At 72.2% G+C, this 17,404-nt stretch carries 8 protein-coding genes and 1 pseudogene; 2 read left to right on the top strand and 7 right to left on the bottom strand.

The annotated features are described in order from the left end of the window. Nucleotides 1–2 precede the first annotated feature (2 nt). The 7 genes and pseudogenes from L3i22_RS11205 to L3i22_RS11175 form a co-directional block, all read right to left on the bottom strand. Nucleotides 3–2,723, bottom strand: coding sequence for a DEAD/DEAH box helicase (locus L3i22_RS11205; protein ID WP_221326897.1), 2,721 nt, complete (start codon nt 2,721–2,723; stop codon nt 3–5). A 24-nt stretch (nt 2,724–2,747) separates the two neighbouring features. Next, the gene (locus tag L3i22_RS11200; RefSeq protein ID WP_221326896.1) at nt 2,748–3,170 is read right to left on the bottom strand and encodes an LppA family lipoprotein; all 423 of its coding nucleotides are present in this window, start codon (nt 3,168–3,170) and stop codon (nt 2,748–2,750) included. A gap of 110 nt (nt 3,171–3,280) precedes the next feature. Then, nucleotides 3,281–4,676 (bottom strand): annotated as a pseudogene (locus L3i22_RS11195) (alpha/beta hydrolase); the annotation flags it as partial. Between the two features lie 2 nt (nt 4,677–4,678). Then, a complete protein-coding gene (locus L3i22_RS11190) occupies nt 4,679–5,248 on the bottom strand; it encodes an ATP/GTP-binding protein (protein WP_221329909.1) in 570 nt (189 codons plus the stop codon). A 7-nt stretch (nt 5,249–5,255) separates the two neighbouring features. After that, entirely contained in the window at nt 5,256–5,594 is a 339-nt protein-coding gene (locus L3i22_RS11185) for a DUF742 domain-containing protein (protein WP_221326895.1), read from the bottom strand. Continuing rightward, nucleotides 5,591–6,016, bottom strand: a complete 426-nt coding sequence (locus tag L3i22_RS11180; protein WP_221326894.1) for a roadblock/LC7 domain-containing protein — start codon at nt 6,014–6,016, stop codon at nt 5,591–5,593. Before L3i22_RS11180 ends, L3i22_RS11185 begins: the two co-directional genes overlap by 4 nt. Next, nucleotides 6,013–8,253 carry a nitrate- and nitrite sensing domain-containing protein gene (locus tag L3i22_RS11175; protein ID WP_221326893.1) on the bottom strand — a complete coding sequence of 747 codons (2,241 nt, stop codon included), beginning with the start codon at nt 8,251–8,253 and terminating at the stop codon, nt 6,013–6,015. Before L3i22_RS11175 ends, L3i22_RS11180 begins: the two co-directional genes overlap by 4 nt. Before the next feature lie 268 nt (nt 8,254–8,521). Between L3i22_RS11175 and L3i22_RS11170 the strand changes: the two genes are divergently transcribed. Beyond that, nucleotides 8,522–11,686: a penicillin acylase family protein gene (locus L3i22_RS11170; protein WP_221326892.1), complete on the top strand. Its 3,165-nt coding sequence runs from the start codon at nt 8,522–8,524 to the stop codon at nt 11,684–11,686. Between the two features lie 167 nt (nt 11,687–11,853). Then, entirely contained in the window at nt 11,854–17,313 is a 5,460-nt protein-coding gene (locus tag L3i22_RS11165; RefSeq protein WP_221326891.1) for a carboxyl transferase domain-containing protein, read from the top strand. Nucleotides 17,314–17,404 lie beyond the last annotated feature (91 nt).

Here is a 17,404-nt window from a genome sequence, read left to right as displayed (position 1 = left end):
ATTTACGGACGACGATACGCTTCGAGCGCCGCCAGCTCCAGGGCCGCGCGGCGGACGTCGCCGTGCCAGCGGCTGGGGAACGCGTCGACCAGCCGCCAGCCCGCGCGGTGCAGGGCACTCTGCCGTTCCAGGTGCGCGGCCGGGCCGTCCGGGTGGACCGTGCAGAAGACGCCGACCGCGCCCACGCAGAGGTCGAGGGTCCACGGCCCGACCGGGTAACCCGGCCGCACCGGGACGTCGAGCAGCTTCAACTCGGCGGCGAGCTCGGCGGCCCAGCCCTCCGGCTCGGCGCCCGGGTCCACCGCCCGCGGCCCCTCGGCATGCCGCAGATAGTCGCCGATCAGGCCGGTCGGGGCGGTCAGCGAGGTGAGGACGATCAGGCGGCGGCGGGCCCGGGTGGTCATCACGTTGAACAGCTGCGGGTCGGTGACGAAGCGGCGACGGCTCGGCGAGTCCCCGTCGAGCAGGGCCAGCGACACCACGACCACCTCGGCCTCGCTGCCCTGGAACGCGTGGACGGTGCCGACCCGCAGATGCAGCTCCTCGATCCGCTCGGCCGGGAAGGCCCGCAGCAGAGCCGCTTCCAGGGCCTCCGCCTGGGCGCGGAACGGGCTGATCACGCCGATCCCGCGCTGCCCGGCGGCGGCCAGGGCGGAGACCGTCTCGAGCGCGGCCGCCACCTCGGCCTCGTTGACGCCCTTGACCAGGGCCGCGCCCGGGACGTGGAGCACGTCGATGGCGTCCGTCTCGTCGGCGAGCGGGGTCCGGGTCAGCACCGCGACCCGGCCGTCGTAGAACCGCCGGGCCGGGAAGTCGATCAGGTGCGGCACGCTGCGGTGGTGCTCGGCCAGCCAGGTCACCGGGGCGGCGCCGGTGGCCAGGTCGTAGGTGCTGACCCGGCGCACGTCCAGGCGCTCGTCGGCGCCGTGCCGATCCAGGACCTGGGTGACGTCGACGTCGCTGACGAACGACACGAACCGCAGCTGCCGCGGATCGCCGACGATCAGCGCGCGCCGGGCCCGGGCCAGCACCGGGGCGGCCCGGATCTGGTCGACGTGCGACGCCTCGTCGATCACCACCAGGTCGAACAGGCCCGGCTCGGGCGGGAGCAGGTCCTCGACGTCGGCGACCGTGCCGATCCACAACGGCAGCGCGCGGACCAGCGGGGCGGCGGCCATCCGGGCGAGCAGCTCGCGGCGCCGGTTGCGGCCCGCGCGCAGGGCCGTGGCCAGGGCGCCGGCGGCCCGGCGGGCGTCCCGGTCCCAGCGCTCGGCGCTCCGGGCGCTGTCCCGCATGGCCTGCCCGGCGGCCTCCCGAAGATCCTGCTCGGCGCGGTGCAGGGCGGTCCAGGCGGCGGCCAGGTCGGTGCCGCCGGTCGCGGCCAGCCGGGCCGCCGACCGCTGCGCGTCCGCCGCGGCAAGAGCATCGAGCAAAACCATTTCCGGTACGGCGTCAGCAACGCCCAGCAACCGGTACGCGCTCCGCCGCGCGGCTCGGGCCCGGCGCCGCGACCACCAGCCGTCGCCGGGCTCGACCGACAGCAGCCGCCGGACCTCGCCCGGGTCGACGGCCTCGTCGAAGGCGCCGGGGACCTCCGCGGACAGCTGCGGCAGGAGCGGCTGCCAGGTGGGGAGGGCGGCCGCGCGCTGCTCCACCTCCAGTGCCTCGGTGACGGTCGCGCGTCTCGTCCGTACCAGATCAAAAGCGGCCTGGACCCGCTGCTGACCGGAACGGATCAGCGAAGCCTCGACCCCCTGATCCGCGCCCGCGGTGAGCTCGGCCTCGAGCCCGGCCCGGCCGCCCGCGTCGCCGAACAGCACCGGCGGCGGACCCGGATAGCGGGCCAGCAGCCCGGCGAGCACCTCCGCGGCGTGCGGGGACTGGGTCGCGACCAGCACCGAACCGCCCCGATCGACCACCTCCAGCGCCGCCGCGACCACCGTGTGGCTCTTGCCGCTGCCCGGCGGGCCGGACACCACCACGACCGGCTCCGACCGGGCCCGGATCACCACCTGGGTCTGCGCCGTGGTCAGCGGCAGCGGCGACAGCACCGGGTCGGCGCCGCGGCCCGGACCCGGCTCGCGGGCCTCGCCGTAGACCGCGGCCAGCGCCGTCCCGGACAGCTCACGACCGGCCCAGCTGCGGAGACTGTCGGCCAGCCCGGCGCCGAAGACGTCCCGGACCACGAACAGCGCCGGGGCGGCGACCAGGACCAGGCCGTCCGCCGGGATGCGCTGCTTCGGGCCGACCGTCGCGCCGACCGGGAAGCCGGTGGCATCGGCCACCGACCGCAGCCACGCGCCGCTGCCGGTCGCCTCCAGCCACCCGGGCGTGGCCAGGCCGGGCGCGGCTTCGAAGGCCGCGGCCAGCTCCTGGTCGGCGACCAGCGGGGTCACCTCGACGTCGCCGGCCGGGACCAGCTTGTACGCCAGCAGGGAGCGCTCCAGGCGCACCGGCTGACTGAGCAGCGGCAGCCGGATCTTGCGGGTCCTACCCTCGACCTCGGTGCCGCCGGCCAGGAAACCCCAGCCCCGGTGCAGGATCCGCTCCTCCCGGTGCAGCGCGTCGAGGGCGGCGAGGCGTTCGATCGCCTTCTGCCGGGGCGCCTTCTCGGCGGTGTCCAGCCAGACCAGCGCCTGCGAGCCGCGGGTCACGTCCAGGGTGCGCTCGGCGGCGGCCGGAGCCAGCTCGGCGAGCACGTCCAGTACGGTCCGCGGCAACATCGCGCCGACCTTACCGCCCGGCGGCTACTCCGGGTCCGGTGTCCCGTTCTCCCACACACAGGGCGAGCTGCCGCTGAGCGTGTAGTCCAGGTGATCCGTGCGGTCCCAGCCGTCGATGCTCACGTAGTAGCTGTCCGGGGTCTCGACGACATAGGTGGGATACCGGGAGTCCGAGCGGCGGTCGGCGTGCAGTTTGTAGCCCTTCCGCTGCCAGAACGCCACGAGCACCGGGACGGCCTGATCGGCCGGCCAGCTGCCGTTGCCCGGCGGGACTATCCAGGACCGGCTCTCGGCGAACACCTGGCCGGCCGGGCCGTTGTCGGCCGGATCGTCACAGGCCGAACCGTCCGACCGGTAGTCGACCTTCAGCGAGGCGCCGGCCGGCAACTGCGTGAACGCCTCCCGGAGAAGCTCATCGACCCGCTGGGCCGCCTGCGCCTTCGTCACGGTCGGCCCGGAGGTTTCGCCCGACCCTCCGCATGCCGTGACCGTCATGGCAGTGGACGCCATGACCAGGGCACTGACAAGTCTTCGCATCTTCACGTTCGGATACCTCGCTACATCCTGCCGGTGACGATCATCGAGATGTTGTGGCGTGCCACGTTGTGGGGATCCCAGTAGGCGGAGTGGGTGGCGGACTCGTCGTCGGGGTTGCCCGGATCGCTGGCGAACACCCGCGCACCGAAGTCCAGGTCACTCGGATCGTTGCCGTGCACCCAGCCCACATCGGGGACCATGCGGATCCGGTCGTAGGCCGCCCGGGTGGTATACACCTGTTCGGGCTGAACCCCGGTCAGCTCGGACACGTTGTCCACATCGACTCCAGGCGATCCGACGAACACTAGCGCGTCGGCGCTGATGCTGGGGCTCATCGCCGCATGGCCGATGACGGTCGAGCCGTAGCTGTGGCCCAGCACGGTGTTGCGGGACGGGATGTCACCCTCATGGGTGGCCCGGAGACCACTCTGGAACCGGTCGAGCACCGGCCCGCCGTCGGCCGCGTACGACTTGGACCCGGCGTTGCCGATGATGTCGTCCGGCGCGTCGTAGCCGAACCAGTACACCGCAGCCGTCGCCCGGTCCGGCGCGATGGCCGCGCCGTCCGCCGCCATCGAACCGGTTCGCCGGATGCCGGCGTCCACCTTGGAAAGGTCCTCCCCGGTGCCGGGGACATAGGTGAGGACGTTGTCGGCGGTGTCCGGATTCCCGAGTGCGACGATCGCCTTGCCGTCGTCGGCGGTGGACAGGCCGACCACAAAGGCAGGCGGCTTGTCAGGGTCCGGATCGGCGAGGCGGGCGCTGATCGCATCCAGGCCGCGGAGCTTGCCGGCGAGGTCGCTCCGCCGGGACTCCAGCTCCGCCAGTTCGATCTCCATCGGGGTCCGGGGGTCCGGCACGTTCGGGTACACCTCGGTGAGCCGGCCCTGGTCGGACATGGCCCGCAGATACCGCGTGCGCGCCTCGACCGAGGCGAGGTCCTGCCGACGCCCACCACGCGCGAACCTGGGCCGGGGTGCGCCCGGCTTGCGCCTGGAGGTCCGTACCGGAAAGGGCGTGAAGTTGATCCGTCCCGAAGCCCGCCTCGGGCGAGGGGAGGTTGAGCGTGATCATGTTGGCGGTCGCGTCGTCGAGGGCCCGGGCGCGTTCGACGACCGCGCGCAGGTCGTTGAGCAGCGCGCCGGTCTCGCGGGCGGTGTGGTCGAGCATCCCGGCCGAGTAGGCGGAGGCCGGCGCGGTCATCGTGACCACGGCCGTGTCGACGGTGTAGCCGACGGTCCGGGCCGCCACCAGGATCTCCTCGGCCTGCCGGCGCAGGGTGATGATGGCGTAGGCGTGCTGGTCCATCGCGTCGAGGGTGCGCTTCGCCGGGTTGTAGGTGTTGCTCACCTCGCTGCGCAGGTCGGTGGCGGCGCCGGAGGGCCCGGCGTGCGGCAGGTCGCGGGTGCCGCGGATCTCTAGGACAGGCCGGCGCGTTCCAGGCGGCGGGTGAGGACGCGTTCGGTGAGTTTAACCAGGACCATTTTGACTGACTCGCGGCGGCGGGCGTCGCAGTCGATCAGCGGGAGGTCGGTGTCCAGGCCGAGGGCCTCGCGGATCTCGGTGTGGTCGAAGCGCCGCGACCCGTCGAACGTGTTGACGCCGATGATGAACGGGATGTCGTGGTCCTCGAAGTAGTCGATGGCCGGGAAGCAGTCCTCGATGCGGCGGGTGTCGACCAGCACGATCGCGCCGAGGGCGCCGTCGACCAGGTCGTCCCAGAGGAACGCGAAGCGGTCCTGGCCGGGGGTGCCGAACAGGTAGAGCAGCAGCGCCTCGTCCAGGGTGATCCGGCCGAAGTCGAGGGCGACCGTCGTGGTGGTCTTCTCGGAGACCCCGGACGTGTCGTCGACGCCGATCGACTTCTCGGTCATCTCGGCCTCGGTGACCAGCGGCTCGATCTCGGAGACCGCGCCGACGAAGGTGGTCTTGCCGACCCCGAAGCCGCCGCTGACGACGATCTTGACGGCGACCGGCGCTGACGGCATGACCGTCTCAGATCGCCCGAACACGATCGCGGATCCTCTCGATGAGCGTGGTGGTGAACTCCCCCGGCAGGTCGTCCACGAGCACGAACCCCTCGGTGATCAGGTCCGCGACGATGACCCGGACGACGCCCAGCGGCACGCCGAGGGCCGACGCCAGGTCCGCGATCGATCGCGGGGCCTGGCACAGCTCGACGATCCGGCGGGCCTCGAAGCGCAGCGGTGCGGACAGGGCGGCCGGGGCGGCGTACAGCTGGGTCTCGATCCGGAGTCCGTCGTGCATCGGCTGGGTGCGCCCGCCGGTGAGCATGAACGGCCGGACCAGCGGCCCGTCCTCGGGAGCGCTCATCGCGGCAGGTGCTGCCGGGACTCGGCGATCAGCGCGGGGGTCAGCAGCTCCCCGAACCGTTCGGCGAGCCGGGAGATCTCGTAGCCGACCAGGCCGAGGTCGGCGTCGCCGCCGGCCACCACGCCCAGGCAGCTGCCGCCCGGGATGACCGAGATGACCAGGAACCCGCGGCGCATCTCGATCATGATGAGCTTGAGGCCCTCGAACTCGTAGCGGCGCGACGCGGTCCGGGCCAGGCTGGCCATGCTGGACACGATCGCGGCGAGCTGGTCCGCCTCGGCGCGGGCCAGGCCGTCCGAGCCGGCGACCAGCAGGCCGTCCGAGGACACCGCCACGGCGTCGCGGACCCCGTCGGTCTGATGCACGAAGTTCCCCAGCATCCAGTTGAACTGGTGCCGGTCGGCGGGGGCTTCGACGCTCATCGGGTCTCCTCAAATGTCGCGGCGAGGTCGCGGGAACTCCCGCGCTGGATGCCGTCGCGCAGAGCGGTCAGACGGTCACGGACCGCGTCCGGTGAGTTGCTCAGTTCCACCGTCGGTTCTTCCCGCGGCGTGGGCACGGACTCGCGGTCCGCCCGGCGGGCCCGGGGGATGCGTTTCCGCAAACCATTGGCCGTACGTTCAATGCCCGCGCCCGGACCCTCGGCGCCCACGCCCAGTGCCGGGATGGCCGGCCGGTCGGTGACCACGACGTAGTCGACCTCCAGCGCGCGTGGCCGGATCCGTACCGGGTCGGCGGTCCGGGGCTGCTCGAAGTGCGCCTCGGACACCGGTGGCCGGGTGGCGGCCGGCGCGGGCGGCAGGTGGCCGGGCTCGGCGAGCAGCGCCGCGGGCAGGCTGATCCGGGCGGTCACCCCGGTCACCGCGGACGGGGTGAGCTGGACGACCGCGTTCAGGTCGGCGGCGAGCCGGCCGACGACGTAGTGACCGAGGAACTTGGCCGGCCCGGTCATGAAGTCGCCCTCGCCGCGCAGCCGCTGGTTGGCCCGGGCCAGGTCCTCGTTGTTCATGCCGACGCCCTGGTCGCAGACGGCGATCAGGTAGCCGTCGCCGATCCGCCGGCCATGGATCTCCACCTCGACGTCCGGCGGGGAGAAGGTCAGGCCGTTCTCGACCAGTTCGGCGACCATGTGGGCCAGGCCGCTGGCGACCGAGCCGTGCACCTGCGCCTCGTCGAGGCGGCGCAGCACGACCCGGCGGTACTCCTCCACCTCGGACACCGCGGCGCGGATCACGTCGGTGAGCGGCAGCGGGCCGGGCCACTGCCGCGGGCTGGCCGCGCCGACCAGGACCAGCAGGCTCTCCGCGTTGCGGCGCATCCGGGTGGCCAGGTGGTCCAGCTCGAACAGGTTGGCCAGGCCGTTCGGGCTGGACTCCTCGCGCTCCAGCCGGGTGATGAAGCCGAGCTGGCGGCGGAGCAGGTTCTGGTTGCGGCGGCCGAGGTCGGCGAGCGACTCCGAGGTGCCGCGGCGGATCTGCGCCTGTTCGGTGGCGAGCGTGTACGCGGTGGCCCGCACCCGGTCGAGGGCCCCGGCGACCCGGCGCACCTCGACGCTCGCGCCGGCCGCGACCGGCACCGGTTCGGGCGGCTCGGTCTCCTCGCCGGCCGCGGCCCGCCGGACCGCCTCGGGCAGTCGTTCCCCGGCCAGCCGGTCGGCCTCGCCGGCGAGTTCGGCGAGCGGTTCGGCGAGCGAGCGGGTGGCGCCGATCGCCAGATACGCCGAGCCGAGCAGGCAGAGCAGCACCACGCCGGAGAGCACGCCGAGCCGGGTGGTCGCGCTCTTCTGCAACTCGTGGGCCCGGTCCAGGGTGCGCGCGCCGATCTGGCCGGCCAGCCCGGTCAGGTCGTCGAGCATCGTGGCGACCGCGGTCCACCAGGCGCCGGAGTCGGCGAGCAGGCTCTGCCGGTCCCCGGCGCGCAGGGCGGCGGCCTCGACCGCCCGGGCCTGCCGCGCGGCGGCGCTGCCCAGCAGCCTGGTCTTGGCGGACGCGGCGCCCGGGTCGGCGAACTCGTCGAACTCGGCGAGCGACAGGTCGCGGGACGCGACGATGTTGAGCAGCGTGGAGAACTCGCCGGCCTGGAAGCCGCCGGCGGTGATCACGCCGTCCAGGAACACCCACTCCTGGGCGGTGGCCTCCTTGACCTCGGTGAGCATCTCCAGCGACTCGGCGCCGCGGCGCAGGTTCAGGTCGTCGACGATCTCCAGGTGCCGGGTGTCGTCGCCGAGGTTCTGGATCAGGCCGGTGTAGAAGTCGAAGGTGTCGCCGCGGGCGGCCTGGCCGGCGTCCGCGCTGTTCCGGATCCGGGTGAGCCCGTCCAACTCGTCGAGGTGGGCGGAGTCCGCGCCGTCCAGCGCCGCCCGCACCGCGGCGCGCTGCTGGTCGACCCGCTGGCGGGCCGGGGCGATCCGGTCCCGGAAGCCGGTGTTGCCGCCGATCACCGCGACGGTCAGGCCGCGCTCGTTCTGCAGTTCCTGGACCAGGTTCTGCAGGGCCAGGATCACGGTGATCCGGTGTGCGGTGGAGGCCGCGTTGCGGTAGCGGCCGATCTCGCCGACGTAGATCACGGCGAGCAGCGTGAGCATCGCGGCGAGCGGTAGCGCCAGCATCCGCACGACGCGGCCACGGATGGTCTGATCGCGCGGGGCCCTGCGCCTCATGTCGCTTTCCCTTCGCCGCCAGTGTTCGTCTGTTGTCGTTCCGTGACCGCCGCCAAGGATTGGCGCGGATGAGTGAACGGTCAACACCTCTATGGAGGGACGTCGAGTCCGAAAAGCGTCTGGGCTCGGACAGTGGCGCGTGCAATTTGCAACATGAACCCCGAATGGGGGACGGGACGGCGACGGTTCGCTCTGGCGTTGCAAGACATCGAAGATTTAACATGTATGAACTATTTTCGCGTTCGAGCGTGCCCTGAAGGGACCGTCCATGCGTCGACGCTTTCTGCAGCTCAGTGCTGTGCTGTCCGTCTCGCTCCTGACCTCCGCAGCCCTCGTTCAGGTGAATCCGGAGCCGGCCACCGCGGCTTACGCCACCAACGACTACTGCCTCGGCGAGTGCTCCGACATCCTGCCGCCCGGGCAGAACGGGGACGCCGATCTGGCCCAGATCCTCGCCCACCAGGTGTTCGGCACGATGCCGGCGCACTCCGACGACCAGCTCGCGCCGTATGCGAACCTGGCCTACAACTACACCGGGCTGACGCCCGGACAGATCAACACCTTTTTCAACGACTCCGCGTACGGCGTGGCCGCCGCGAACGTGGCCAGCACGGTCACCCCGCGCTCGGACGTGACGATCGTGCGCGACAAGGCGCTCGGCATCCCGCACGTCACCGGGACGACCCGGGCCGGGACGATGTACGGCGCCGGGTACGCCGGGGCCCAGGACCGGCTGTTCCTGATGGACCTGATGCGGCACGTGGCGCGCGGCTCGCTGACCTCGTTCGCCGGTGGCGCCGAGGGCAACCGGGAGCTGGAGCAGAGCGTCTGGCGCACCTCGCCGTACACCGAGGCGGACCTGCAGGCGCAGCTCGACGCGCTGCGGGCGTCCGGCACCCGGGGCGCGCAGCTCTACGACGACGTCCTGCAGTACCTGGCCGGGATCAACAAGTACATCGACGACTGCATGGCCGCCCGGGACTGCCCGGGCGAGTACGTGCTCACCGGCCACCTGGACTCGGTCACCAACGCGGGCGGCCCGGAGGACTTCGTGCCGACCGACCTGATCGCGGTCGCCGGGGTGATCGGTGGCCTGTTCGGCGGGGGCGGCGGCACCGAGATGCAGTCCGCGCTGGTCCGGGTCGCGGCCCGGGCGAAGTACGGCGCGACCGTCGGTGACCAGGTGTGGCAGCAGTTCCGGTCGCAGAACGACCCGGAGGCGGTGCTGACCCTGCACAACGGGCAGTCGTTCCCGTACGGGCAAGGGAGTCCGACGGCCTCGGGCGTCGCCATGCCGGATGCCGGCGCGGTGCCGCAAGAGATCGTCTTCGACAAGACCGGGTCGGCCGCCACCGGAACGAGCGGGACCAGCGCGATCGCCGAGTCGCTGAGCACGCTGACGATCGACAGCGCGAGCCGCGGCATGTCCAACGCGGCGGTGGTCTCCGCGGCGAACTCGGCCACCGGGCACCCGGTCGCCGTGTTCGGGCCGCAGACCGGCTACTTCGCGCCCCAGCTGCTGATGCTGCAGGAGCTGCAGGGGCCGGGGATCAGCAGCCGGGGCGTGGCGTTCAGCGGGCTGAACCTCTACACGCTGCTGGGCCGCGGGCCGGATTACGCGTGGAGCGCCACCTCGTCGATCCAGGACATCACCGACACGTACGCCGTCCGGTTGTGCAATGCCGACGGCAGCACGCCGACCACCGCCTCGACGTCCTACCTGTACCACGGGACGTGCACCGCGATGGAGAGCCTGACCCGGACCAACGCGTGGAATCCGACCACCGCCGACTCCACCGCGGCCGGCTCCTACCGGCTGACCGTGCAGCGCACGAAGTACGGCCTGGTCACCTGGCGGGGCACGGTCGGCGGGGCGCCGGTCGCGTTCACCGGGCTGCGGTCGACGTACCGGCACGAGGCGGACTCGGCGATCGGCTTCCAGATGTTCAACGAGCCGGAGCAGATGGGCACCGCGGCCGCGTTCCAGAACTCGGCGTCGAACATCCCGTTCGCGTTCAACTGGTTCTACGTGAACTCGACCGAGAACGCGATGTACACCTCCGGCGCCCAGCCGGCGCGGCCGGCCACCGTCGACCCGAACCTGCCGAACTGGGGGGACGCCGCCAACGAATGGACCGGTTGGAACGGCAACACGGTCCATCCGAAGGCGGTCAACCAGGACTACTTCGTGAGCTGGAACAACAAGCAGGCGGCCGACTACTCGGCGGCGGACGGCAACTTCAGCTTCGGCGCGGTGCACCGGGCCGACCTGCTGGACGCGCCGCTCAGGGCCGGGATCGCGGCCGGGACCAAGTACGACCGGGCGTCGCTGCTCAAGGTCGTCGAGCAGGCCGGGCTCACCGATCTGCGCGGTAAGCAGGTGCTGCCGGTGCTGCTGCGGGTGATCGACACCGCGACGGTGACCGACTCGGCGCAGGCCGCCGCGCTGACCAAGCTGCGCACCTGGCTGACCGGCGGCGCGCTGCGCAGGGAGACGGCGGCGAACAGCAAGGCGTACGCGGACGCCGACGCCATCCGGATCTTCGACGCCTGGTGGCCGCGCCTGGTGCAGGCGGAGTTCTCCGCCGGGCTGGGCAGTGACCTGTTCGACGCGCTGGTCGACGCCCTGCAGATCAACGAGTCGCCGTCCGGCGGCCAGACCGGGCCGCGCTCCGACCTGCCCACCTCCGCCAACGAGGCGCAAGGGCACAAGGGCAGTTCCTTCCAGTACGGGTGGTGGGGCTGGGTGAGCAAGGACCTGCGGGCCACGCTCGGCGACCCGGTGCCGAACTGGTCCACGAAGTACTGCGGTGGCGGCACCGTCAGCACCTGCCGCGGCGCCCTGCTGACCAGCCTGAGCGCGGCGCTGGCCGAGCCGGCGGCGACCACCTACCCGGCCGACGAGCACTGCACGGCCGGCGACCAGTGGTGTGCCGATGCGATCCTGCAGAGCCCGCTCGGCGGGATCACCCACGACCTGATCGGCTGGCAGAACCGGCCGACCTACCAGCAGGTGGTGTCGTTCCCGGCCAAGCGCGGGGACACGGTGAGCAACCTGGCGGCCGGTAGGGCGGTGACCGCGCTGAGCACCCAATCGGGTTACCCGGCGGCCAACGTGGTGGACGGCAAGCCCGCCACGCGGTGGGCGAGCGCGTACGCGGACAACCAGTGGATCCAAGTGGATCTCGGCGCGAGCACCCCGGTGGCCCGCGTGGTGCTGTCCTGGGAGTCGGCGTACGCGAAGACGTACAAAATCGAAACCTCGACGAACGGGACCACCTGGACCCCGGTCGGTTCGGTCGCCGCAGGCGACGGCGGGGTGGACAACGTGCAGCTCACCGCGTCAAACGCCCGGTATGTCCGGCTGACCGGGCAGACCCGCGCGACCAGCTACGGTTTCTCACTCTACGAGATGGAGATCTATTCCCATTGATGCCGTGACCCGGCCGCCCGGCAGCGGGCGGCCGGGTCGCCCACCCCGGTCCGACTACTGGCCAGTAACCCCTAACGCCAGCTCAGGGAGGGGCGCTTGCGGTTTATTCGCCTCTACCACCTGTAGTCTCCTGGCGAAGGTTTTTGCCGAGGTAAGGGCTCGATCGGGTGTTCACACGAATCGCCATCGTCAACCGTGGTGAGGCCGCAATGCGGCTCATTCACGCCGTCCGGGAGCTCGCCGCGGAGACCGGCGCGCCGATCGAGACCGTCGCGTTGTACACCGACGTCGATCGGACCGCCACCTTCGTCCGCGAGGCCGACATCGCGTACGACCTGGGTCCCGCGGCCTCCCGGCCGTACCTGGACCTGAAGGGTCTGGAGCACGCGCTGGTCGCCACCGGGGCGGACGCCGCCTGGGTCGGCTGGGGCTTCGTCGCCGAGGATCCGGCGTTCGCGGAGCTCTGCGACCGGATCGGGATCACGTTCATCGGGCCCAGCGCGGACGCCATGCGCAAGCTCGGCGACAAGATCGGCTCGAAGCTGATCGCCGAGGAGGTCGGCGTCCCGGTCGCGGCGTGGAGCCGCGGGCCGGTCGAGACGCTGGAGGCCGCGCTGGAGGCGGCCGAGCGGATCGGCTACCCGCTGATGCTGAAGGCGACCGCCGGTGGCGGCGGCCGCGGCATCCGCAAGGTCACCTCGGCCGACGAGCTGACCGACGCCTACGAGCGGACCAGCCAGGAGGCGGCCCGCGCGTTCGGCAGCGGCATCGTCTTCCTGGAGCGCCTGGTCACCGGCGCCCGGCACGTCGAGGTGCAGGTCATCTCGGACGGCCAGGGCACCGCGTGGGCGATCGGCGTGCGGGACTGCTCGGTGCAGCGCCGCAACCAGAAGGTGATCGAGGAGTCGGCGTCCCCGGTGATGCCGGCGGAGCGGGCCGCCGAGCTCAAGGCGTCCGCCGAGCGGCTCGCGGTCAAGGTCGGCTACCGCGGCGCGGCCACCGTCGAGTTCCTCTACCACCCGGGTGAGGACCTGCTGGCGTTCCTCGAGGTCAACACCCGCCTGCAGGTCGAGCACCCGATCACCGAGTACGTGACCGGCACCGACCTGGTCAAGCTGCAGATCCACGTGGCCCTGGGCAACCGCCTGGAGGGCGACCGGCCGATCGAGCGCGGGCACGCCATCGAGGCGCGGCTCAACGCCGAGGACCCGGACCGCGACTTCGCCCCCTCCCCCGGCCGCATCGCCCGCCTCGACTTCCCGGCCGGCCCCGGCATCCGGGTCGACACCGGCGTCAGCGAGGGCGACAGCATCCCCGGCGACTTCGACTCGATGATCGCCAAGGTCATCGCGTACGGGAAGAACCGGGACGAGGCCCTCGGCCGGCTGCGCCGCGCGATGGCCGAGACCACGGTCGTGATCGAGGGCGGCGCCACCAACAAGAGCTTCGTGCTCGACCTGCTCGACCAGCCCGAGGTGATCGACGGCAGCGCCGACACCGGCTGGATCGACCGGGTGCGCGGCGAGGGCCGGCTGGTCTCCGACCGGCACTCCGGCGTGGCCCTGGCCGCCGCGGCGATCGAGGCGTACGAGGACGAGGAGCACGTCGAGCAGCAGCGCCTGCTCTCCACCGCGTTCGGCGGGCGGCCGCAGGTGCGCCACGAGAGCGGGGCGCCGCTCGACCTGAAGCTGCGCGGGACGACGTACCGGGTGCGGGTCGCCCGGGTCGGCGCGCACCGGTTCCGGGTCGGCATCGAGGCCGGCGCCGACGTCCGCCTCGCCGACGTCACCCTGGAGCGCTTCGACAGCCACACCGGCCGGATCACCGTCAACGACGTCCGGCACCGGCTGCTCACCGGCACGCACGGCGCGATCACCCTGGTCGAGGTCGACGGCGTCACCCACCGGGTCAGCCGGGACGAGGGCGGCGTGCTGCGCTCCCCGATGCCGGCCCTGGTGGTGGCCACCCCGCTGGAGCCCGGCGCCGAGGTCGAGGCCGGCGCGCCGGTCCTGGTCCTGGAGGCCATGAAGATGGAGGCGGTGCTGCGCGCGCCGTTCCGGGCCCGGGTCAAGGAGGTGCTGGTCGCGGTCGGCGCCAAGGTCGACTCCGGCGCCGCGCTGATGCGCCTGGACCCGATCGGCGGGGACGAGGAGGAGCAGGCCGCCGCCGAGACCACGGTCGACGTGGACCTGCCGGCCACGCCCGAGCAGGAGCCGGCCCGCCGCCGCGCCGCCCGCGGCGTGGAGGACCTGCGCAGCCTGCTGCTCGGTTTCGACGCCGACCCGCACGACGAGCGCCGGGTCCTCGGCGACTACCTGGCCGCCCGGGCCGCCGCCGCCGGCGAGGGGCACCGGCCGCTGGACCGCGAGATCGCGCTGATGGAGGTCTTCGCCGACCTGGCCGAGCTGAGCCGCAACCGGCCGGCCGGCGAGGACGGCGGCGGCGACACCCACGTGCACAGCGCGCGCGAGTACTTCCACGCCTACCTGCAGAGCCTGGACGTGGAGCGGGCCGGCCTGCCGCAGTCGTTCCAGACCCGGCTGGCCAAGGCGCTCGGCCACTACGGCGTCGCCGACCTGGAGCGCACGCCGGCCCTCGAGGCCGCGGTGTTCCGGATCTTCCTGGCCCAGCAGCGGGCCTCGGTGGACGCGGCCGCGATCGCCACCCTGCTGCGCTCCTGGCTGCAGGAGCCGCCGCCGGACGCCACCCTGCACGAGCCGGCCGGGCTCGCCCTGGAGCGGCTGATCGCCGCCACCCAGGTGCGCTTCCCGGCGGTCGCCGACCTGGCCCGCGGTGTGGTCTTCACCTGGTTCGGCCAGCCGCTGCTGCGGCGCAACCGGGCCCGCGTCTACGCGGAGATCCGCAAGCACCTGCGGCACCTGGACGAGTTCCCGCAGGCCGCTGACCGGGACGAGCGGATCGCCGACATGGTCCGCAGCACCGAGCCGCTGGTCCGGCTGCTCGGCCAGCGCCTGGTCCGCCACAACCTGGACAACTCGGTGCTGCTCGAGGTGCTGACCCGGCGCTATTACGGGAACAAGGGCCTGACCGGCGTACAAAAGCAAGATTTTAAGAATGTCGGGTTTGTCGTTGCGGAGCGGGACGGGGCGCGCCTCGCGTCGGCCGCCGAGCGGTTCGACAACCTGGACGGGGTGCTGAACGGGCTGACCGAGATGGCCGCGCAGGGCGGTCCGGTCGACGCCGACGTCTACCTCGCCTGGGAGGGCCAGCCGGCCGACCCGGAGGAGATGGCTCTCGCCCTGCACGAGGTGATCAGCCAGCGGACGCTGCCCGGGCAGGTGCGGCGGCTGACCACCACGGTCGCCGGGCGCAGCGGCGCGGTCATGCACCACCACTTCACGTTCCGGCCGTCGAGCACCGGGATGGAGGAGGAGCGGCTGATCCGTGGGCTGCACCCCTACATCGCGCAGCGGATGCAGCTGGAGCGCCTCCGCAAGTTCGACCTGACCCGGCTGCCGTCCGCGGACGAGGAGATCTACCTCTTCCAGTGCGTCGCCCGGGAGAACCCGGGCGACGACCGGCTGGTCGCGTTCGCGCAGATCCGCGACCTGACCGAACTGCGCGAGCAGGACGGCCGGCTGGTCGCGCTGCCGACCACCGAGGACACCATCGCCACCTGCCTGGACGGCATCCGGCGGGCGCAGTCCCGGCGGCCGTCGGACAAGCGGTTCAGCACCAACCGGATCGTCATCTACGTGTGGCCGGAGCTGGGCCTCACGTACAACGAGATGGAGATGATCGCCCGGCGGGTGTCGCCGACCACGGCCGGCGCCGGCCTGGAGGAGATCCTGTTCATCGCGCGGCGGCGCGACGAGAAGACCGGCGAGCTGGTCAAGGTGAACGTGCGGATCACGTTCAGCGCGACCGGTGGCACCGAGCTGATCCTCGGCCCGCCGTCGAGCGAGCCGATCGAGCCGCTGGACGGCTACCGGCAGAAGGTGCTGCGGGCGAGCAGCCGGAACACCGTCTATCCGTACGAGCTGACCGAGTTCCTCGGCTCGTTCAGCGAGTACGACCTGGACGGAAGCCACGCGCTGATCCCGGTCGACCGGGCCAAGGGCAAGAACACCGCGGCCCTGGTCGCGGGCGTCGTCACCACGGTCACACCGCGGCACCCCGAGGGCATCAAGCGGGTCGTGCTGCTGGGTGACCCGACCAAGTCGCTCGGCGCGCTCTCCGAGCCGGAGTGCCGCCGGGTGATCGCCGCGCTCGACCTCGCGTCGTCGCTGGGCGTGCCGCTGGAGTGGTACGCGCTGTCCTCCGGCGCGCGGATCTCGATGACCTCCGGCACCGAGAACATGGACTGGGTGGCGGCCGCGCTCAAGCGGATCGTCGAGTTCACCCAGGCCGGCGGCGAGATCAACATCGTGGTGGCCGGGATCAACGTGGGCGCCCAGCCGTACTGGAACGCCGAGGCCACGATGCTGATGCACACCAAGGGCATCCTGGTCATGACGCCGGACTCGGCGATGGTGCTGACCGGCAAGCACGCGCTGGACTTCGCCGGTGGCGTGTCGGCCGAGGACAACTTCGGCATCGGCGGCTACGACCGGGTGATGGGGCCGAACGGGCAGGCACAGTACTGGGCGCCGAACCTGATGGCCGCCCGGGACGTGCTGATGTCGCACTACGACCACACCTACGTGGTGCCCGGTGAGGCCGGGCCCCGCGAGGTGCCGACGTCCGACCCGCTGGACCGGGACGTCTCGGACTTCCCGCACGTCGTGGAGGGCAGCGACTTCACCACGGTCGGCGAGATCTTCTCCGCAACCTCCAACCCCGACCGCAAGAAGCCCTTCGACATCCGTACGGTCATGAAGGCGCTCGCCGACCAGGACCACACCGTGCTGGAGCGCTGGGCCGGGATGGCCGACGCCGAGACCGCGGTCGTGCAGGACGCGCACCTGGGTGGCATCCCGGTCTGTCTGCTCGGGATCGAGTCGCGATCGGTGCCTCGTCGCGGGTTCCCGCCCACCGACGGGCCGGACGCGTACAACGCGGGCACGCTGTTCCCGCGCTCGTCGAAGAAGGCCGCCCGGGCGATCAACACGGCCAGCGGCAACCGTCCGCTCGTCGTACTGGCCAACCTGTCCGGCTTCGACGGCTCGCCCGAGTCGATGCGGAAACTGCAGCTGGAGTACGGCGCCGAGATCGGCCGGGCGATCGTCAACTTCTCCGGCCCGATCGTCTTCGTGGTCATCTCCCGCTACCACGGCGGCGCGTTCGTGGTCTTCTCCAAGCAGCTCAACCCGTCGATGACGGTGCTGGCGGTCGAGGGCTCGTTCGCCTCGGTGCTCGGCGGCGCCTCGGCCGCGGCCGTCGTCTTCAGCGGCGACGTGACCGCCCGGACCGCGGCCGACCCGCGGGTCCGGGAGCTGGAGGGGCGGGTCGCCGCGGCGGCCGGCGCGGAGCGCAGCTCGCTCGCGGCCGAGCTGGACGACCTGCGGACCTCGGTGCGGACCGAGAAGCTGGGTGAGGTGGCCGCCGAGTTCGACAAGGTGCACAGCATCCAGCGGGCCGTCGAGGTCGGGTCGGTGGACGCCGTGATCAAGGCCGCTGAGCTGCGGCCGCGCATCATCGAGGCGATCCGGGGCCGTACCGTCTGATTGTCGGTTCGAAGGTTTTTTCGGGGGTCCGGTTCGCCGGGCCCCCGTTTTTGTCGGTGCCCGCTGGCACAATCCGCCTCACGTTCGGCGA

Origin of the sequence: Actinoplanes sp. L3-i22 (assembly GCF_019704555.1) — a bacterium.
In the GTDB taxonomy this organism is placed as follows: Bacteria; Actinomycetota; Actinomycetes; order Mycobacteriales; family Micromonosporaceae; genus Actinoplanes.
The sequence above is the reverse complement of the archived record's forward strand: the minus strand, read 5'-3'. Positions and strand labels throughout refer to the sequence as shown.

Excerpts from the sequence above, each read along its gene's own strand:
- L3i22_RS11205 (WP_221326897.1), bottom strand. The coding sequence starts at position 2,723 with ATGTTGCCGCGGACCGTACTGGACGTGCTCGCCGAGCTGGCTCCGGCC.
- L3i22_RS11190 (WP_221329909.1), bottom strand. The coding sequence starts at position 5,248 with ATGCCGTCAGCGCCGGTCGCCGTCAAGATCGTCGTCAGCGGCGGCTTC.
- L3i22_RS11185 (WP_221326895.1), bottom strand. The coding sequence starts at position 5,594 with ATGAGCGCTCCCGAGGACGGGCCGCTGGTCCGGCCGTTCATGCTCACC.
- L3i22_RS11180 (WP_221326894.1), bottom strand. The coding sequence starts at position 6,016 with ATGAGCGTCGAAGCCCCCGCCGACCGGCACCAGTTCAACTGGATGCTG.
- L3i22_RS11175 (WP_221326893.1), bottom strand. The coding sequence starts at position 8,253 with ATGAGGCGCAGGGCCCCGCGCGATCAGACCATCCGTGGCCGCGTCGTG.
- L3i22_RS11170 (WP_221326892.1), top strand. The coding sequence starts at position 8,522 with ATGCGTCGACGCTTTCTGCAGCTCAGTGCTGTGCTGTCCGTCTCGCTC.